We start from the raw sequence: 15485 nt of genomic DNA on the forward strand, positions 1-15485 counted from the left end.
TTATCCATCGGGGCTATTGCTATATCAGGCTTTTTTTACCAACCGAAAAGTTTAGATAGGCGTAATATTAACCGAATCAAAAAATGCGTTGGCCTCTGGACTATCCACGCGATCGCCTTCCGTCACCATCAAAATTTGGTGGAGGGTGGGGCCGTTGGGATCGATGTAGATTTCAGCGCGGGTGGTATAAACTTCGCCATTATCCTGGGCGGCGTTCATCACCAATTTTTTCCCCGGAATCCCAAACTTATCACTTGGCTCATCAGAAACAATTGTCGAACCTGAGTTGCTGGCCGCCCCTTCCTTGGCCGCTTCAAGTCCCTGGGCCGCATCATATTGATCAGGAGAAACCGGATACGTAACACTACTCACCATAAAAAATTGCGTGTTGGCGTCGTCCGCGTAGGAAGTCATCGTGAACTGTAGTTCACCCAGATCAGAGGGAGTTGTTTGACTTTCCGTTTGAGGCGTGCCTGGAAATTTAACTGCGAGTTTGCCATTTTCCGTTTGAAAATCAACCCAATCCGCCGTGACGTTGGTGGACTCATTCGTCGCGGTTGATTCACTGGTTGTTTCTTCTGTACCTGAAGTATTTTGCTCACCGGACGTATTATTGCCAACGAGTCCGCAGCCGAATAGAGCAGCCTGAAGCGTTGCGACACTCAAAAAAAGTAAAAATTTAGATTTCATAAAATTTTAGACCAACATTTTAAATTGAGCCCGTGACCTCCTCCATGCCAAAAATAACGAGGCACAAAACGATGGGCTGCTTTCTGCAATCCTAAACATTTAGACTAAGGAGATGCACTTCTTTTAATGTTACTTAATTGAGTCTCGCTGCTGAAATATTGATCTACCCTCAGACCCTAGCACAAGACCCAATGAAAAAGGGCTGATCTCTGCGATGAGATCAACCCTAGCTCTTCGTGGGAACGCATTTAGTCGTTACTTTTGCAATACCAGTTTGACGTTCGCATTGTTGAGACCACGTTGCTTAACTTCAGCGAGGGTCTTGTTGATGGCGTACTTCTGGTTGATGGAATTGATCAGTTCAGTTTGGTTATGCTTCTTCGCGACACCCCATAGGTCGGCGATGAGGTCAAAGCTGCCGTCGGCATTGCGAGTCCAGCCGAGGTCATAATCGCCTTCGAGAGTAGCCACGATGTCTGCTTGAATCTGTTGGCCGTTGTAGCCACGAACTGCAGCATCGGTATTCACAGAAATTCCGAGGTCTTGCAGGGAAGTCTTGAGAACTGCGGCATCGGTGATTTTAGTGCGGAGAGTGCTAAAATGGGACATTGGAATAATTCTCCAAAAACAACAACATTTGAGTTTTTTTGTGTAAAGACCACTAATAAAGTGGTTTTTTAAATGCCAACAAGCTGGGAATCTTGTTGACCTTAATCCGGGACAGATTAAGCCTGTTAGAACTCCAATCGCTGGTATTCGGCGACGGAGGCTGAAGCAGGTCGGGCGCGCTGTCTGGCCCAATCGCGGAGACTATTGACCTGTTCAGTCATGGTGCGGGAAAGGGGCAAGGTTGCCTTGATCGCGGCGATAATGTCGAGTTGGGTAAACTCGCGATCTTGGGCAAAGGCCTCGTACATGGCGGCAATGATCGCCTGTTCGATTTCCGCACCGGAAAAACCTTCTGAAATCTTTGCCAGTTGTTCCGTGTCGAAGCGATCGCCGACTGGCCGACGTTTGTGGAGATGGATATTAAAGATCGCTTCCCGTTCGCTGGGGTTGGGGAGATCCACGAAAAAGATTTCGTCGAATCGTCCTTTCCGAAGAAATTCCCCTGGTAGCCGATCCACGCGGTTCGCGGTGGCCATCACAAAAACGGGGGATTCTTTTTCTTGCATCCAAGTGAGGAACGAACCAAAGATGCGGCTGGAGGTGCCTCCATCGGAATCCGCAGATCCAGAGGAACCCGCAAAAGCCTTGTCTAATTCGTCAATAAAGAGAATCGCTGGAGAAATGGACTCGGCGGTTTTAAGGGCACTGCGGAGGTTTGCTTCGGATTTGCCTACGGTGGAGCCATCATATACCCGCCCCATATCGAGACGCAGGAGGGGAAGACCCCATAACCGAGAAGTGGTTTTAGCCAGGAGTGATTTACCACAACCCGGTACACCAAGAATCAACATTCCCTTGGGCTGGGGTAGGCCATATTCCCGTGCGGCTTCGGTAAAGGCATTGGAGCGTTGCTTAAGCCAGCGCTTGAGCTCCTCTAAACCGCCGATGGCGTCAATGGTTTCGTCTTCTTCGATAAATTCGAGAATACCGTTACGGCGAATCAGTTGTTTTTTCTCGGAGAGGACAATTTCTACTTCCGAGGCGGTCAGTTTCTTCGCCTTAACCTGGGCCTTGCGATAGACTTTTTCCGCTTCGTCCTTGGTCAACCCCAGGGCTGCCTTGAGGAGTTTTTCTCGCACGACAGGGGAGATGGGATGCCGGGGGTTGAGGTATTGGGCAAGAACTTGATCGAGTTCGTCAAGGGTGGGGAAAGGAAAATCGAGGACAACAATGTCTTTTTCGAGTTCGAGGGGCACCTTTTGGTAGGGGGACATTAAAATGATGTGCTTCTGCTGGCCCTTGAAACTGGCGATCGCATCCCGTAACCAGCGGACGGTGCTGGGATCGTCTAAAAATGGATGCAAATCCTTAAAGATAAAAATGCCAGAGTCGTTGTGGTGAATGACTTCACGAATGGCCGCTTCTGCTGAGAGGGTGCGAGTTTGGGGCTTCCGGTCGGAACCGTATTCCACCAAGCCATGGGTCATCGTCCAGACGAAAACATTCTGGTATTCGCACAGTTGCGCAATGTGGGCGATCGCCGCTTCGGCCCGTTCCTCCTCAGGGGTGATGAGGTAGATCAGGGGGTATTGAGCTTGAATGAGGGTATTGAGCTCTTCTTTCATGGGTTTAGTCCTGACGTTCTAAAAGGGGGAATTAGGCGGCACCACATCGACCAGAGTGGAGGTAAATCGGGAGAAAAATAAACGGCGATCGCCAATCGGACAGCTAGCAAGTGACTAGTTCTGCCCCATCCGCAGCACCCTTTGCACTTTGCAGATCCTGTGCAATCTCTTCATCAAGGAGTACCGTTGGCTGCCTCTTGAGGGAAACCAGTTGTCCATCCCGGAGTACCACCGCCCCTTCGCAATCGGGACAAATGTGGACACGGTGGGTCTGGCCATAGGTTTCTTGTACTTCTTCTACCACTTCAGGGTGTTGTAGATAGAAGGCCACGGCTTTTTCCACTAAAGCAGACATGGAATCTGCATCGAGGGCTGCCTTGATTTTGAGCTGACGATGGATCGCCGCAGGCAGATAGAGGGTGACTTTTTGCTTATCTTGCATACAACTAATGGAAGCTTTACCCGATGGGGTATACCGCCCTACTGTACCCAGACCATCAGAGACCGTCAAGCTGCTATAGCGTTATGCCGTCTTTTTTGTAATATTCCGTTACAAAATCTAGGCGATCGCCACTGTGAGGAAATTGCCATCTGTCTGGGGGTAGACCCTGGTTTTCTCTGGCCTTTTCCCTGTAAGCTAAAGACTTTGGGAGAATCTCAAAAACCGCAACCGATTCAAGATGTGTCAGTATGCTTAAGGCATTGTGGAAAAAATTAGGAATCACTGGGGCACAACCCGCAGTCGATACCCATCCTTTTCAGTGGCTAAATGCCCTCTCGACCCAAGCGTCCCTAGAAGGAGCCATTGATGAAGCCGTTGCCCAAATCCAAGAAAATCTCTCTGGTAGTGCAGATCTGGCCATTCTCTTCATTTCAGCCGCGTTTGCCAGCGAATATGCCCGGATCTTGCCGCTATTGACTGAAAAATTAGCCTGCAAAGTGGTGATTGGTTGTGGTGGCATGAGTATTATTGGCACCGACGCAACCGGAGAAACCCAAGAATGTGAAGGACAACCCGCCCTTAGTTTAACGGTGGCCCATTTGCCAGATGTGGAAGTCGTGCCTTTCCATGTCACCGAGAAAGATTTACCCGATTTAGATAGCGCCCCAGACCCTTGGATCGACATTTTTGGGGTCACTCCCGAGGCGGAACCGAATTTTATTTTGCTGGCGGATCCCTTTTCGTCGAGTATTACGGATCTGTTGGCGGGCCTTGATTTTGCCTATCCGAATGCGGCAAAGGTAGGGGGACTAACAAGCTCCGGCGGCAGAACAGCCAGCGGTTTGTTTTACTACGAAGCAGACCAAGAACCAACCCTGTTGCGGTCTGGCACAGTGGGGGTGGCTTTAGCTGGAAATATCCAGATGGAGACCGTTGTCGCCCAGGGATGTCGGCCCATCGGTGAGGTGTATCAAATTACCCAATGCGATCGCAATATCATCACGGAATTGTCGGTGGCCGAGGGTGAACAGCTCCGCCATGGCTCCCCCCTACGATTTTTGCAGGAGTTGATCGCCGAGTTGGATGAAGAAGACCAAGCCCTCGCCCAGGATTCTCTTTTTATCGGCATTGCGATGGATGCCTTTAAACAAAAGCTTATCCACGGGGACTTCCTCATTCGCAATTTACTTGGGGTGGATCCCAGGGCTGGGGCGATCGCCGTAGGTGATCGCATTCGGGCGGGCCAAAGGGTACAGTTTCACCTGCGGGATGCAGAGACTTCAGCGGAAGATCTTTCAGTGCTGTTACAACAGTTCCAAGCAAATGATCCACTGGAACCTCCTTTTGGAGCCTTGATGTTTGCCTGTCTCGGTCGCGGCAAGGGACTCTATGGGGAGCCAAATTTTGATTCGACCCTCTTTTCTACGGCCTTGCCAACACCCAATTTAGGGGGATTTTTCTGCAATGGGGAAATTGGCCCCGTCGGCGATCGCACCTTTTTGCATGGCTACACTTCCGTGTTTGGGATTTTGCACCCGAAGGCATAAATTGAATCATCGCTAAATAATGGGGCTGACCTTCGCAACAACAAATTTTAAATAGCGTCCCTCTGGAAAAGCGGCTGGCACCGGATGATCAATAGGTTGTCCGGCCTCGTGGATAATTTGCAGGTAATAATTGGCGGCGGCGGCGGCACTGGCAAGCATTTCTCGGAAGGCTTCGGGGCTGACTTGGCTGGTGCAACTGGCAGAAACCAATAATCCATTAGGGGCGACGCATTGGAGGGCGAGGGCATTGAGTTTGGTATAGGCGCGGATGGCGGCAAACCGATTTTTCTTGCTTTTAGCGAAACTGGGCGGATCGAGGATCACAAGATCGAAGGTTTGTTTTGCTTGGGCGTAGCGGTTGAGCACATCAAAGCAGTCGGCGGTGACAAAGGTGTGTTTGCCTGGGTCAAACTGATTGAGGCGTACATTGGTGTTGGCGACTTCCGCTAATTGTTTACCCACATCGACATTGGTCACCTGGCTGGCACCACCGCGCAGGGCATAGAGAGAAAAGGCTCCGGTGTAAGAAAAACAGTTGAGAACGGTTTTATCGCGGCTAATTTCGCCAATAAATTTGCGATTTTCCCGGTGATCAAGAAATAATCCTGTTTTTTGGCCCGTTTGCAGATTCACCTGGAAAACCAGACCATGTTCAGTCACGGTAATATCGCCCTTGGGTTCCTTGCCCCAGAGCACTTGGATTTTGCTGTCTGTATCGCGATCTTCTAAATTTTCTAAATGTTTGGTGCGCCATAAAATTCCCTGTAGTGGGGCGACTTCCCGCAGCGATCGCACGAGCCAATCGAGCAGTACATTGGCCGCTTCCATATAAGTTTGCACGACGGCGTATTCCCCATAGAGATCCACCGTAATTCCTGGCAGGCGATCGCCTTCCCCAAAGAGCCAGCGGTAGGCGGTGCAATTGCTTTGGCGCAGGGGTTCCCGTAAATCCCAGGCTGTTTGTACCTGCTGTTGTAACCAGCGACGGTCAGGCAGATGCCGTTGGGAAAAAATACGCACAGCAATGGGACTTTTGTTATCCCAAAGGCCGAATCCCGTCCAGTTGCCACATTTAACTCGCAACCATTCCCCCGTTTCAAAGCGGAGACTCTTCGGCAATTTATCGCGATAGATCCAAGGATGGCCTTGCACGAGATGCTTTTTCAGTTGGGGGGAAATGGTGATTTCGCGGAGTTTTGCCATGGGAATCGTAGAATGGGCAGCCTTCTATTATTGATCGTTCCCGTCGGCGATCGCCCCCTAAATAATGAGCTACACCAAAATTCATCAAATGGCTTTTGTGGCTACAATGTAATTACGTTTTGTCGCTAAAATCAGTCAGTCATGGGCGCAGTCATTCGAACCCGCATCGTAAAAATTGGGAATTCCCAAGGCATTCGTATTCCCAAGCTACTTTTAGAACAAAGTGGCATTGACACAGAAGTTGAAATTGAAGTGCAAGGCGACCATCTAACCATTCGCACCGCCCCCCGCTCACGCCGAGGCTGGGATGAAGCTTTTTCGGCAATGGCCCAGCGACAGGATGATATTTTGTTGGACGAAGTTAATGCTACCGATTGGGATCAGACAGAATGGGAATGGTAGCCAAACGTTTTGATGTTTTTTTGGTGAATCTCGATCCCACCGTCGGTAGTGAAATCCAAAAGACACGACCCTGTGTGATCATTTCGCCAGATGAGATGAACTGCCATATCGCGACGGTAATTGTTGCGCCAATGACAACGAAAGGAAGAGCCTATCCGACTCGTGTTACGTGTCAGTTTCAGGGTAAAAGTGGGCAAATTGTTCTGGATCAAATCCGTACAATTGATAAGTCTCGACTCGTCAAAAAGCTGGGTCAAATTAATCAAGATGAACAAAGAACAATGCTTGAAACTTTGGCGGAGATGTTTGCTGAGTGAATTTTAGATTGTTGACTCCGGCGGGCAATTGGGTCAGGGCGATCGCCTTCTGAAACAGGCGAAATTGTGCCGCCATCTGATCGCAACTCCCTACGACGTAGAGCCAGACCAAGGGAGTTGTTCCTCGCCAGTAACGGCAATGTATAAAACACTGCACATCAGATAAGCGGTTCTGTAGAGTTCTGTAACTCTAATCACTCCGTAATTCCAAACTTTCCCTATGATGCAAGTCAGTCCTATTCAGGTCAGTGAAACAGTAAGTTAGCGCACAACTCATCCATGGAATCAAAGAAAAACAGGATGAATTTTGTTGTACTCATGTCTGTTGCACAGTCTATTACTTTCCTGTCCAGGATATTTATTTAGTGGACGAAACGGGGTCATGTTTACTCTCAGAGATGTTTTTTTTGCCTTTATCCTAATTGCGTTACTGGTTTTAGCGGGGCGGTACGTCAAACAAAAAGTGCGCTGGATCCAGAGGCTTTATTTACCTGAATCCATTGTGGCTGGTGTATTAGCACTGCTGCTGGGGCCTCAAGTTTTGGGGGCGATCGCCACTGCTATTTCTGGGGGAACCTCGATCCTGTCAGATGGGCTTTTTTCAGAACCGATTCGCGCCGTTTGGTCACAATCGCCAGGGATCTTTATCAATATTGTCTTTGCGGCCCTATTCCTTGGGGAAGCTATTCCACGACCAAAAGATATTTGGACAAAAACGGCTCCTCAAGTCGTTTTTGGGCAAACGTTGGCCTGGGGTCAATACGTAGTGGGAATCTTGGTAACCCTGCTGATTTTGATGCCGCTATTTGGCGTAAATCCCATTGCTGCTTGCTTGATCGAGATTGGCTTTGAAGGAGGGCATGGCACCGCTGGCGGGATGGCTGAGACGTTTACTGAACTGGGCTTTGAGGCAGGTGCGGATCTGGCCTTGGGCATTGCCACGGTGGGCATTGTTGGCGGAATTGTTGCGGGTACGGCGCTAGCAGATTGGGGCCGGCGTAAGGGCCATGTGACATCTTTTCAGAAAGCTGTAGAAGATTTAGATGGTGTACCGGAACTGACAGAAACGGAATCTCCTGAGGTGCGCCGTCGTCGTGCCCAACTCATGCGTAATCTACTGATTGATCCTCTGTCGATCAATTTTGGCATTGTCGGCGCAGCGATTGTGATTGGTTGGCTTATTTTAGAAGCACTGGTTTGGGTGGAGTCGGTTACCTGGGGACAAACTGGGTTTGAAGTCATCTCCTATGTACCGTTATTCCCGATGGCTCTGATTGGCGGCATCATTGTGCAGTTGGTGATGGAACGTTTGGGGTTAGCGCCTTTGATTATTCGCTCGCTGATGAGTAACATTGCGGGTTTAGCCTTGGATGTGGTCGTGGTGACGGCACTGGCCTCTATCTCCCTGAGTGTAATTGGTTCCAACTTGGGTGTATTTACCATTTTGAGTGTCGTAGGCATCACCTGGAATGTGGTGATGTTTCTTTATTTCGCCCCACGTATTTTTCCGAGTCATTGGTTTGAAAAAGGAATCGGCGATATGGGTCAGTCGATGGGAGTGACGGCCACGGGAATTTTACTCTTGAGAATGGTGGATCCGGAGAACCGCACCGGTGCGTTTGAGAGTTTTGCTTATAAACAACTGTTCTTTGAGCCGATTGTCGGCGGTGGATTATTCACAGCGGCAGCGCCGGCGCTTGTTGTTCGATTTGGCCTGGTACCAGTGCTATTGCTCACGGGCGGGCTGTTGATTTTTTGGTTGGCGATGGGATTCTTGATTATTCGCCAGAACCAGCAACAAAGACGGCGATCGCCTTCCCTTTGAGATTGTGTTTATTGAGGCGATCGCCCTTTCCACCATTTCACTAAGACCTCATAAAGAGCACGATCGGCGCGGTCATCGGTATGTCCATGGTTGGAATACCCCAGATCCACGATGCGACCTTCTAGGGTGAGCCAGTGTTTTTTCCCTTTGGCAGAAACGTAGCAGATGCGCGTTCGGTTCACCCAGTAGGATCGTTTTGCTCCCTCTTCGCGCATTCGGTGCCAAGCAATATCGGCGATCGCCTGGCGCGGTAACCACAGACAATTATGTCGCCCTAGGTTATCAATCAAGCGGCCCACCAGCCCATGGGACAACAGCACAATTCCGTAGCCTTCCTCTTTCCGTTTGCGCAGTCGAGAGCAATGCCAGGTACGGTAGAACGATTGGGCCAGATCCCAGGACATATAAGTGCAATAGCCGATCAAAACCGCCAAGATTAGGAACAATAGAAGCGTAAACCCCAATTCCGGTAAGTTCTGTTGGGTCAGGGTTTGCCAAAGTCGCCCATAACTGCTGGGCTGATAGATGGCCTGGGAAATTAAAGCTGGCACCAGTCCCAGAATGGGCAATGCATACATAATCATGAAGGGCAGTAAGCAGATTTGGACAAACCAATCTGTCTGTGCGCGTAAAAACCGTCCTGGTAGATGGTGGGCGCTTCCCTGGCGAAAGGCAGTCTGATAGGATTCTGGCAGTGCGGTCAGGGGATGTAGCCCTGCCGGGGGAAATGAATTGGATGAAGACCTTAGTTGCTGCACAAGTCAGGCTCTGTCGCTATGGTTAGAGGAGCAGATAGCATTGAGTGTACTGTACCGGAATAGCTTACCTACCGTTATCCCATCTGCAATATCCATAAAAGGCGATCGCCTACCCTTCGAGAGACTTGATCCACTCAAGGTAGTATTGTCCTGATCCCTAAGAGATAATCTTTAGGTGAGCTGTACAATAACACAAAATTCATAATGGAAAAAAAACTGATAAGCCTATTTGCCGGAGCTGGTGGCATGGACATCGGCTTTCACGCTGCTGGCTTCAGTACGGCGGTAGCTGTGGAACAAGATCCGTCTTGCTGCAATACTCTAAGGCTTAATATGCCGGACACTCCAGTCATTGAAGGCGACATCACCTCAATTACAACACAGGCTATCTTAGAAGCGGCAAAGGTCAATCCTCTTGAAATTGACCTAGTTATTGGTGGCCCCCCTTGCCAAAGTTTCAGCCTAGCAGGTAGACGTATGGGAATGGATGATCCGAGAGGAATGCTGGTACTTGAGTTTCTACGTGTAGTCAGGGAGGCATTGCCAAAGTGTTTTGTTATGGAGAATGTCAAAGGAATGATCAATTGGTCAAAGGGAAAGGCTCTTGAGGCTATCATGACAGAAGCATCGCAGCCTATAAAATACGCTGGAAAAGAATATAAATACGCTGTTTCGTATCATGTCCTAAATGCTGCTGATTTTGGTGTTCCGCAATTTAGAGAAAGAGTATTCATCGTAGGTAATCGTTTGGGCAAAACATTCCAATTTCCTGAACCAACTCATGGGCCTAGCAACCAAGCGAGACAGATAGATCTTTTTGGCAAGCAGCTAAAACCTTACAAAACTGTTCAAGATGCAATTAGCACTCTCCCCCCTGCAACCCCTCCTTCAGCGATGGCACTAAGAGTTTCGCAGACTATAAAAGATAGGATAAAGAATCATGGATATTAAAAACGTTCATATCAAAAATCACGAACAAACAGCTCATGCACCTTCCACTCTAGAAAAAATTCGTAAAGTCAAACAAGGGGGTAAACTCTCAGAACAGACAAAGACATTTGGTTCAACCTACCGCAGGTTAGATCCGAACCAGCCATCTCCTACAGTGACCCGTAGTGGTTATCGAGATTTTATTCATCCTTTTGAAGATCGAATGCTCACAGTTCGTGAACTGGCTTGTTTGCAAACCTTTCCCCTTGATTGGGAGTTTACCGGAACTCGACTTGATTCTTATAGTAGTAAACGTAAAGTGGCGATGACTCAGTTTGGACAAGTGGGTAATGCAGTACCACCGTTACTTGCTGAAGCTGTTGCTAAAGCGGTTAGCGAACAGCTTCTGGATGTCATTGATGAAAAATAATCAGTTTGTAAACAATTTCAGTGACCTTGTGACGACAAAAGATGCTCGCAGAAGTGGTTTTCTTGAATATGCTCTTCGTCGCAATAAAGAGTCTATTCCATTTATCGATAAGGCGAAAGCTCTACAAGTATCTCTTCAGAAGAATACAAAGTGTGCAGAGGATATTCTCAAACTCTATGACATCCGAGAAACACTCATTGAGGCAGCGGGTGTATCTGTCAAGGCGAAGGCTCACCTCGATGACATGGACAAAAATGAAATTCTTGCAGGCTTTGTTAAGGAGGTTCTTGCACCTTGTGGCAAAAAGTATATCGATGAGATTGTCTATCGTTACTTGCTCACACTTGGAGATGCTCTTGGTGGTAAAATGCGCAACATTGTTGGTTCTATCGCAGAAGAGAAATTCGTCAGATTTATCGTTGCCCAGTTACAGGTGCATGATATTGAATTTGAACTATTTCCAAAACGTTCGCAATGGATTTCAAACAAAAACTATAGAGCTGAGATGGCTGCACGAACGAAAGCCTTAAGATGGAAAAATAAAACAACTTATCGATCTCTAATTTTCAACATTAATGTTCCACAGGTCAAAAAGAATATTGATATCGTGCTGCTAAATGACAAGATTGAAGGAGTAACCTCGTCTATTTTGGCTAATATCCTTAACGATAAGAATAAGTATCTTGCCATCGGTGAGTTAAAGGGCGGAATTGATCCAGCCGGGGCAGATGAACATTGGAAAACGGCAAATACAGCTCTTAGTAGAGTAAGAGATTCTTTCAAGAACAAAATCCACTTATTTTTCATTGGGGCTGCGATAGAAACCAGTATGTCGGCAGAGATTTACGAACAATGCCAGACAGGTGAACTTAGTAACGCAGCAAATCTCACTGTTGATAATCAATTATCTGCATTGTGTGAGTGGCTAATAACGCAATAACTTTACAAAATCAAACCCGATCGCCTCTCTATTTTGATAAATCTATGTCTACTTCCCCTGTTATATCTGTAGAATCCACCACCCGACTACACACCCCTGAATTGTTGGCGCCGGCGGGAAATTGGGACTGTGCGATCGCCGCCGTAGAAAATGGAGCCGATGCGATTTATTTTGGGCTGGATAAATTCAACGCCCGGATGCGATCGCAAAATTTTGTCGAGTCAGATTTGCCGGAGTTGATGGCGTATTTGCATCGGCGTGGCGTGAAGGGCTATGTGACGTTAAATACGCTGATTTTCACCTCGGAATTGGCGGCAGTCGAACAATATTTGCGGTCAATTATTGCGGCGGGAGTCGATGCGGCGATTGTCCAGGATGTGGGGCTGTGCCAATTAATTCGGCAATTGTCGCCCGATTTTCCGATCCATGGTTCAACGCAAATGACCGTCACCAGTGCCGTAGGGGTCGAGTTCGCGCAAAATTTGGGTTGTGATTTGGTGGTATTGGCGCGGGAATGTTCGATCAAGGAAATCAATAAAATTCAGCAGGAATTGGGGCAACAAAAGATCTCAATGCCGCTAGAAGTGTTTGTCCACGGGGCGTTGTGCGTCGCCTATTCCGGGCAATGTTTAACCAGTGAATCCCTCGGTGGACGGTCGGCCAATCGCGGGGAATGCGCCCAAGCTTGCCGGATGCCCTACGAAATGATTGTCGATGGTAAGCCATTTGATCTGGGTGACAGACGTTACCTACTAAGCCCCCAAGATTTGGCGGGATTACCTGTTTTGCCGGACTTAATTAAAGCGGGCGTCGTGTCGCTAAAAATCGAAGGACGCTTAAAACAACCGGAATATGTGGCCAGTGTCACCCAGGTTTATCGCCAGGCCATTGATCGGGCGGTGCAGGGCATTGAGCAAGAGGTTTCAGACCAGGAAAAATATCAATTAGAAATGGCCTTTTCGCGTGGGTTGTACACGGGTTGGCTCGACGGCATCGATAATCAAAGCCTTGTTCATGGTCGCTTTGGCAAGAAAAGAGGTGTATTCCTTGGTGAAATCAAGCAGATTCGTGATGGTCGCGATAAACAAGTTATTTTGCACTTAGAAGCGCCCCTAAAGGCCGGGGATGGGATAGTCTTTGATCAGGGGAAACCCGCAGATCGCGAACAAGGGGGGCGAGTTTACGCCGTTGAAACCCAGGGAAAAGATACGATTGTCACCTTTGGGCGGCGGGATGTGAACTTGCGCAGGGTGCGGGTTGGCGATCGCCTCTGGAAAACCAGCGATCCAGAACTGGATAAAAAATTACGTCAAACCTTTACCAGTGAAAAAATTCAGTTTCAGCGGCCAATTACGATAGAAATTCACGGAAAAATTGGTGAAAAATTGACGGCGATCGCCCGTGATGGGCAGGGCAATATTGTCCAAGTCACATCAGAAATTCTTCTCGACACCGCAATCAAGAAACCCCTAACAACGGAACGTTTAACGGAACAATTTGGCCGCTTAGGAAATACCCCTTTTTATCTCCAGCATTTAGAGAATAATCTGCTTGGTGAGGCCATTCTCCCTGTGAGTGAACTAAATCGAATGCGGCGGGAAATAGTAGCGCAATTGGAAGCTTTACGCGGTCAGCCAAAACGTTGGCAGCTAAATGGTAACGCATCCCATCAAAATCTTTTACCTCATTTAGAAAAAGCAGCGAACCAATCAACGCAAATCATTGTTTTAGTGCGCAATTTATCACAACTCAAAGCTGTTTTAGGGACAAATATCCAGACCATTTATTGTGAGTTTGAAAATCCGATTAACTACCGTGAAGCAGTGAAACTGACGAAACAAACTGAGCAGCAACCAGAAATTTGGGTGGCACCGCCCCGAATCACCAAACCCAAGGAACAATACATTCTCAAGCAAGTGCTGTCTAGTCAAGCAGATGGCTATTTGATTCGGAACTATGACCAGCTAAACTTTTTTAAAAATGAACGGATTACCGCTGATTTTTCTTTAAATATTTCCAACCCAATCAGTGCCAATTATTTTAAACAAACTTTTCCCCTAGAACGTCTCACGGCCTCCTATGACCTCAATATTCACCAGTTAGAATCACTTCTTAAAAAAGCACCACCCCACTGGTTTGAAATCACGATCCACCAACATATGCCGATGTTTCACATGGAACATTGTGTTTTCTGCGCGTTTCTCTCCGATGGAACCGATTTCACTAATTGTGGTCGCCCCTGCGAAAGTCATGAAGTGAAATTAGGTGATCGCACGGGTATTGAGCATGTTTTAGTTGCTGATGCGGGCTGTCGGAATACGGTGTTTAATGGCACCGCCCAGACTGGCGCAGAATATATGCAGCATTTTATAGATTTGGGAGTGCAGCACTTCCGCGTTGAATTTGTGGACGAATCTCCCGCAGAGATTACCAAGACCATTGATCTTTACCAAAAATTACTCACAGGAAAAATTTCTGGATCACAGCTCTGGCAAACCCTCAAGCTCCAAAATCAATTGGGAGTAACCCGTGGTTCGCTAGAATAAAAAGGCGATCGCCCTGCTTCCTCCAATCAGAACTGTCACAGATCATCGTCAGCAATGGGCCGCACCACAATTATGGGTCGTTAAACAGACTGACCATAGTCATCTCCCCCAAGACGCCACAATCAATCACATCAACGTTCCAGATAAAATTTTATGACTCTACCCTTTAATGCGGCCCCTACCGAAGCACGGGTCAAGCAATTTTGGCAACTCGCCGCCAGTTTCGGGATGGAACGTAATGCCTACCATAATTACCTGAACGAAATCGTCAGCGATCGCTATGCCCTGATCAGCGGCCTCCAGATTTTGCGGGATGAATTGCAATTTGTTGCCTCCGATTCAACGGATATTAAAGCTTGTGGGGCCGATATGAGTTTGCCCAGTGTGGTGACTACCCTCGCCTACACCAACTGCGGCGATCGCATTCACCAGGGGGAAGCCACAAAACGTTATCGAGATGTCGTTGCTTCCCGTTTTGCCACCCTCTCGGAAATTGGCGAATTAAAATTAGAGGCGTTTTTCCCGGCGGGTGGGGGCACCGATGACGGCGAAACCTTAGCCCATGTCACCGTGGCCCACGAGCTAGATGAATCTTTAAAGCGGCGTGTGTACGCAGGCAATCCCCAATCCATTTCCCTTGTGGCCATTGATCTCAAAACCCATGTGGGACGGTTGCGTCAGGATGGCAAGCAGGTCTATGGCAAAACCCGTGAATCGCCATGGCGTGAACCCCGCAACGCCTGTGGTGCAATTGTCGGTACCTTGAAAAATTACAACGCCCACAATCCAATCCATCGCCGCATTCGCAATGATTTAGGGGAAGAAAATTTTCATTTTTTAGCCCACAATGCCGTCCTGACGGATACCAAAAAAATTGACATTACGATGGCGGTGGCGGCCAATATTGTGGCGATTCGCGGCATTCGCAATACAGCGGTGGCGATCGCCCAAGAATTAGACGAACGGGGTTTAGCCCACCTCACTGCCAGTACCACGGTCAATCGTCCTTCCCGCGACGACTTGGTGATTTATCTCGCCCGGGCCACGGTCTTTAACGGCAGCATCAAAATTCAAAGCCTCGGCACCGATGCCCGTTTATATGGCGGCAAAATCGTTGAATATGCGGGCGAAAAACGCCTCCAATTGCATTACGCCGACTGGAATTTAGACAATCTTCCCATCGAAGAAATCCCCTATCAAGTCCGCTCTTCGGGATTGTGA

General features: G+C 48.3%; 15 protein-coding genes. 9 read left to right on the plus strand and 6 right to left on the minus strand.

Features of this window, described 5'->3' with window-relative positions; all coding sequences use genetic code 11:
* Window positions 1-51: 51 nt before the first annotated feature.
* The 4 genes from AACR41_RS13615 to AACR41_RS13630 form a co-directional block, all read right to left on the minus strand.
* Entirely contained in the window at window positions 52-690 is a 639-nt protein-coding gene (locus tag AACR41_RS13615) for a hypothetical protein (RefSeq protein ID WP_012306801.1), read from the minus strand.
* 255 nt (window positions 691-945) lie between these two features.
* A complete protein-coding gene (locus AACR41_RS13620) occupies window positions 946-1299 on the minus strand; it encodes a DUF1257 domain-containing protein (protein WP_012306802.1) in 354 nt (117 codons plus the stop codon).
* Between the two features lie 125 nt (window positions 1300-1424).
* On the minus strand, window positions 1425-2924 hold the full coding sequence (ycf46, locus tag AACR41_RS13625; protein ID WP_030006275.1) for a stress-responsive protein Ycf46: 1500 nt from the start codon (window positions 2922-2924) through the stop codon (window positions 1425-1427).
* A 103-nt stretch (window positions 2925-3027) separates the two neighbouring features.
* On the minus strand, window positions 3028-3366 hold the full coding sequence (locus AACR41_RS13630) for a hypothetical protein (protein ID WP_030006276.1): 339 nt from the start codon (window positions 3364-3366) through the stop codon (window positions 3028-3030).
* Between the two features lie 248 nt (window positions 3367-3614).
* Between AACR41_RS13630 and AACR41_RS13635 the strand changes: the two genes are divergently transcribed.
* On the plus strand, window positions 3615-4913 hold the full coding sequence (locus AACR41_RS13635) for an FIST signal transduction protein (protein ID WP_030006277.1): 1299 nt from the start codon (window positions 3615-3617) through the stop codon (window positions 4911-4913).
* Window positions 4914-4925: 12 nt separating this feature from the next.
* Here AACR41_RS13635 and AACR41_RS13640 read toward each other — a convergent pair whose 3' ends face one another.
* Entirely contained in the window at window positions 4926-6116 is a 1191-nt protein-coding gene (locus AACR41_RS13640) for a class I SAM-dependent rRNA methyltransferase (RefSeq protein WP_030006278.1), read from the minus strand.
* Window positions 6117-6257: 141 nt separating this feature from the next.
* Here AACR41_RS13640 and AACR41_RS13645 point away from each other — a divergent pair, with 141 nt between their 5' ends.
* The 3 genes from AACR41_RS13645 (at window position 6258) to AACR41_RS13655 (ending at window position 8660) form a co-directional block, all read left to right on the plus strand.
* A complete protein-coding gene (locus tag AACR41_RS13645; RefSeq protein WP_030006279.1) occupies window positions 6258-6518 on the plus strand; it encodes an AbrB/MazE/SpoVT family DNA-binding domain-containing protein in 261 nt (86 codons plus the stop codon).
* Window positions 6506-6835 carry a type II toxin-antitoxin system PemK/MazF family toxin gene (locus AACR41_RS13650; RefSeq protein ID WP_030006280.1) on the plus strand — a complete coding sequence of 110 codons (330 nt, stop codon included), beginning with the start codon at window positions 6506-6508 and terminating at the stop codon, window positions 6833-6835. The genes AACR41_RS13645 and AACR41_RS13650 overlap by 13 nt, the downstream gene beginning before the upstream one ends.
* 382 nt (window positions 6836-7217) lie before the next feature.
* Window positions 7218-8660 (plus strand): sodium/glutamate symporter, encoded by a 1443-nt coding sequence (locus tag AACR41_RS13655; RefSeq protein ID WP_012306808.1) that lies wholly within the window; start codon window positions 7218-7220, stop codon window positions 8658-8660.
* An 8-nt stretch (window positions 8661-8668) separates the two neighbouring features.
* On the opposite strand, the gene AACR41_RS13660 is transcribed toward AACR41_RS13655, so the two are convergent.
* Window positions 8669-9244, minus strand: coding sequence for a hypothetical protein (locus AACR41_RS13660; RefSeq protein WP_030006281.1), 576 nt, complete (start codon window positions 9242-9244; stop codon window positions 8669-8671).
* A 378-nt stretch (window positions 9245-9622) separates the two neighbouring features.
* Between AACR41_RS13660 and AACR41_RS13665 the strand changes: the two genes are divergently transcribed.
* The 5 genes from AACR41_RS13665 to AACR41_RS13685 all read left to right on the plus strand — a co-directional run bounded on the left by AACR41_RS13665 (window position 9623) and on the right by AACR41_RS13685 (window position 15485).
* Window positions 9623-10369, plus strand: a complete 747-nt coding sequence (locus tag AACR41_RS13665; RefSeq protein ID WP_030006282.1) for a DNA cytosine methyltransferase — start codon at window positions 9623-9625, stop codon at window positions 10367-10369.
* Complete coding sequence (locus AACR41_RS13670) at window positions 10359-10778, plus strand: DNA cytosine methyltransferase (protein ID WP_030006283.1); 420 nt, start codon at window positions 10359-10361, stop codon at window positions 10776-10778. The genes AACR41_RS13665 and AACR41_RS13670 overlap by 11 nt, the downstream gene beginning before the upstream one ends.
* Window positions 10768-11718 (plus strand): AvaI/BsoBI family type II restriction endonuclease, encoded by a 951-nt coding sequence (locus AACR41_RS13675; RefSeq protein ID WP_030006284.1) that lies wholly within the window; start codon window positions 10768-10770, stop codon window positions 11716-11718. The genes AACR41_RS13670 and AACR41_RS13675 overlap by 11 nt, the downstream gene beginning before the upstream one ends.
* Before the next feature lie 44 nt (window positions 11719-11762).
* Window positions 11763-14264: a U32 family peptidase gene (locus tag AACR41_RS13680; protein ID WP_030006285.1), complete on the plus strand. Its 2502-nt coding sequence runs from the start codon at window positions 11763-11765 to the stop codon at window positions 14262-14264.
* Between the two features lie 153 nt (window positions 14265-14417).
* Window positions 14418-15485, plus strand: a complete 1068-nt coding sequence (locus tag AACR41_RS13685) for a hypothetical protein (protein ID WP_030006286.1) — start codon at window positions 14418-14420, stop codon at window positions 15483-15485.

The organism is Picosynechococcus sp. NKBG042902 (assembly GCF_963864045.1).
Lineage (GTDB): Bacteria > Cyanobacteriota > Cyanobacteriia > Cyanobacteriales > MRBY01 > MRBY01.

Excerpts from the sequence above, each read along its gene's own strand:
- AACR41_RS13615 (WP_012306801.1), bottom strand. The coding sequence starts at position 690 with ATGAAATCTAAATTTTTACTTTTTTTGAGTGTCGCAACGCTTCAGGCT.
- AACR41_RS13620 (WP_012306802.1), bottom strand. The coding sequence starts at position 1,299 with ATGTCCCATTTTAGCACTCTCCGCACTAAAATCACCGATGCCGCAGTT.
- ycf46 (WP_030006275.1), bottom strand. The coding sequence starts at position 2,924 with ATGAAAGAAGAGCTCAATACCCTCATTCAAGCTCAATACCCCCTGATC.
- AACR41_RS13630 (WP_030006276.1), bottom strand. The coding sequence starts at position 3,366 with ATGCAAGATAAGCAAAAAGTCACCCTCTATCTGCCTGCGGCGATCCAT.
- AACR41_RS13635 (WP_030006277.1), top strand. The coding sequence starts at position 3,615 with ATGCTTAAGGCATTGTGGAAAAAATTAGGAATCACTGGGGCACAACCC.
- AACR41_RS13640 (WP_030006278.1), bottom strand. The coding sequence starts at position 6,116 with ATGGCAAAACTCCGCGAAATCACCATTTCCCCCCAACTGAAAAAGCAT.
- AACR41_RS13645 (WP_030006279.1), top strand. The coding sequence starts at position 6,258 with ATGGGCGCAGTCATTCGAACCCGCATCGTAAAAATTGGGAATTCCCAA.
- AACR41_RS13650 (WP_030006280.1), top strand. The coding sequence starts at position 6,506 with ATGGGAATGGTAGCCAAACGTTTTGATGTTTTTTTGGTGAATCTCGAT.
- AACR41_RS13655 (WP_012306808.1), top strand. The coding sequence starts at position 7,218 with ATGTTTACTCTCAGAGATGTTTTTTTTGCCTTTATCCTAATTGCGTTA.
- AACR41_RS13660 (WP_030006281.1), bottom strand. The coding sequence starts at position 9,244 with ATGATTATGTATGCATTGCCCATTCTGGGACTGGTGCCAGCTTTAATT.
- AACR41_RS13665 (WP_030006282.1), top strand. The coding sequence starts at position 9,623 with ATGGAAAAAAAACTGATAAGCCTATTTGCCGGAGCTGGTGGCATGGAC.
- AACR41_RS13670 (WP_030006283.1), top strand. The coding sequence starts at position 10,359 with ATGGATATTAAAAACGTTCATATCAAAAATCACGAACAAACAGCTCAT.
- AACR41_RS13675 (WP_030006284.1), top strand. The coding sequence starts at position 10,768 with ATGAAAAATAATCAGTTTGTAAACAATTTCAGTGACCTTGTGACGACA.
- AACR41_RS13680 (WP_030006285.1), top strand. The coding sequence starts at position 11,763 with ATGTCTACTTCCCCTGTTATATCTGTAGAATCCACCACCCGACTACAC.
- AACR41_RS13685 (WP_030006286.1), top strand. The coding sequence starts at position 14,418 with ATGACTCTACCCTTTAATGCGGCCCCTACCGAAGCACGGGTCAAGCAA.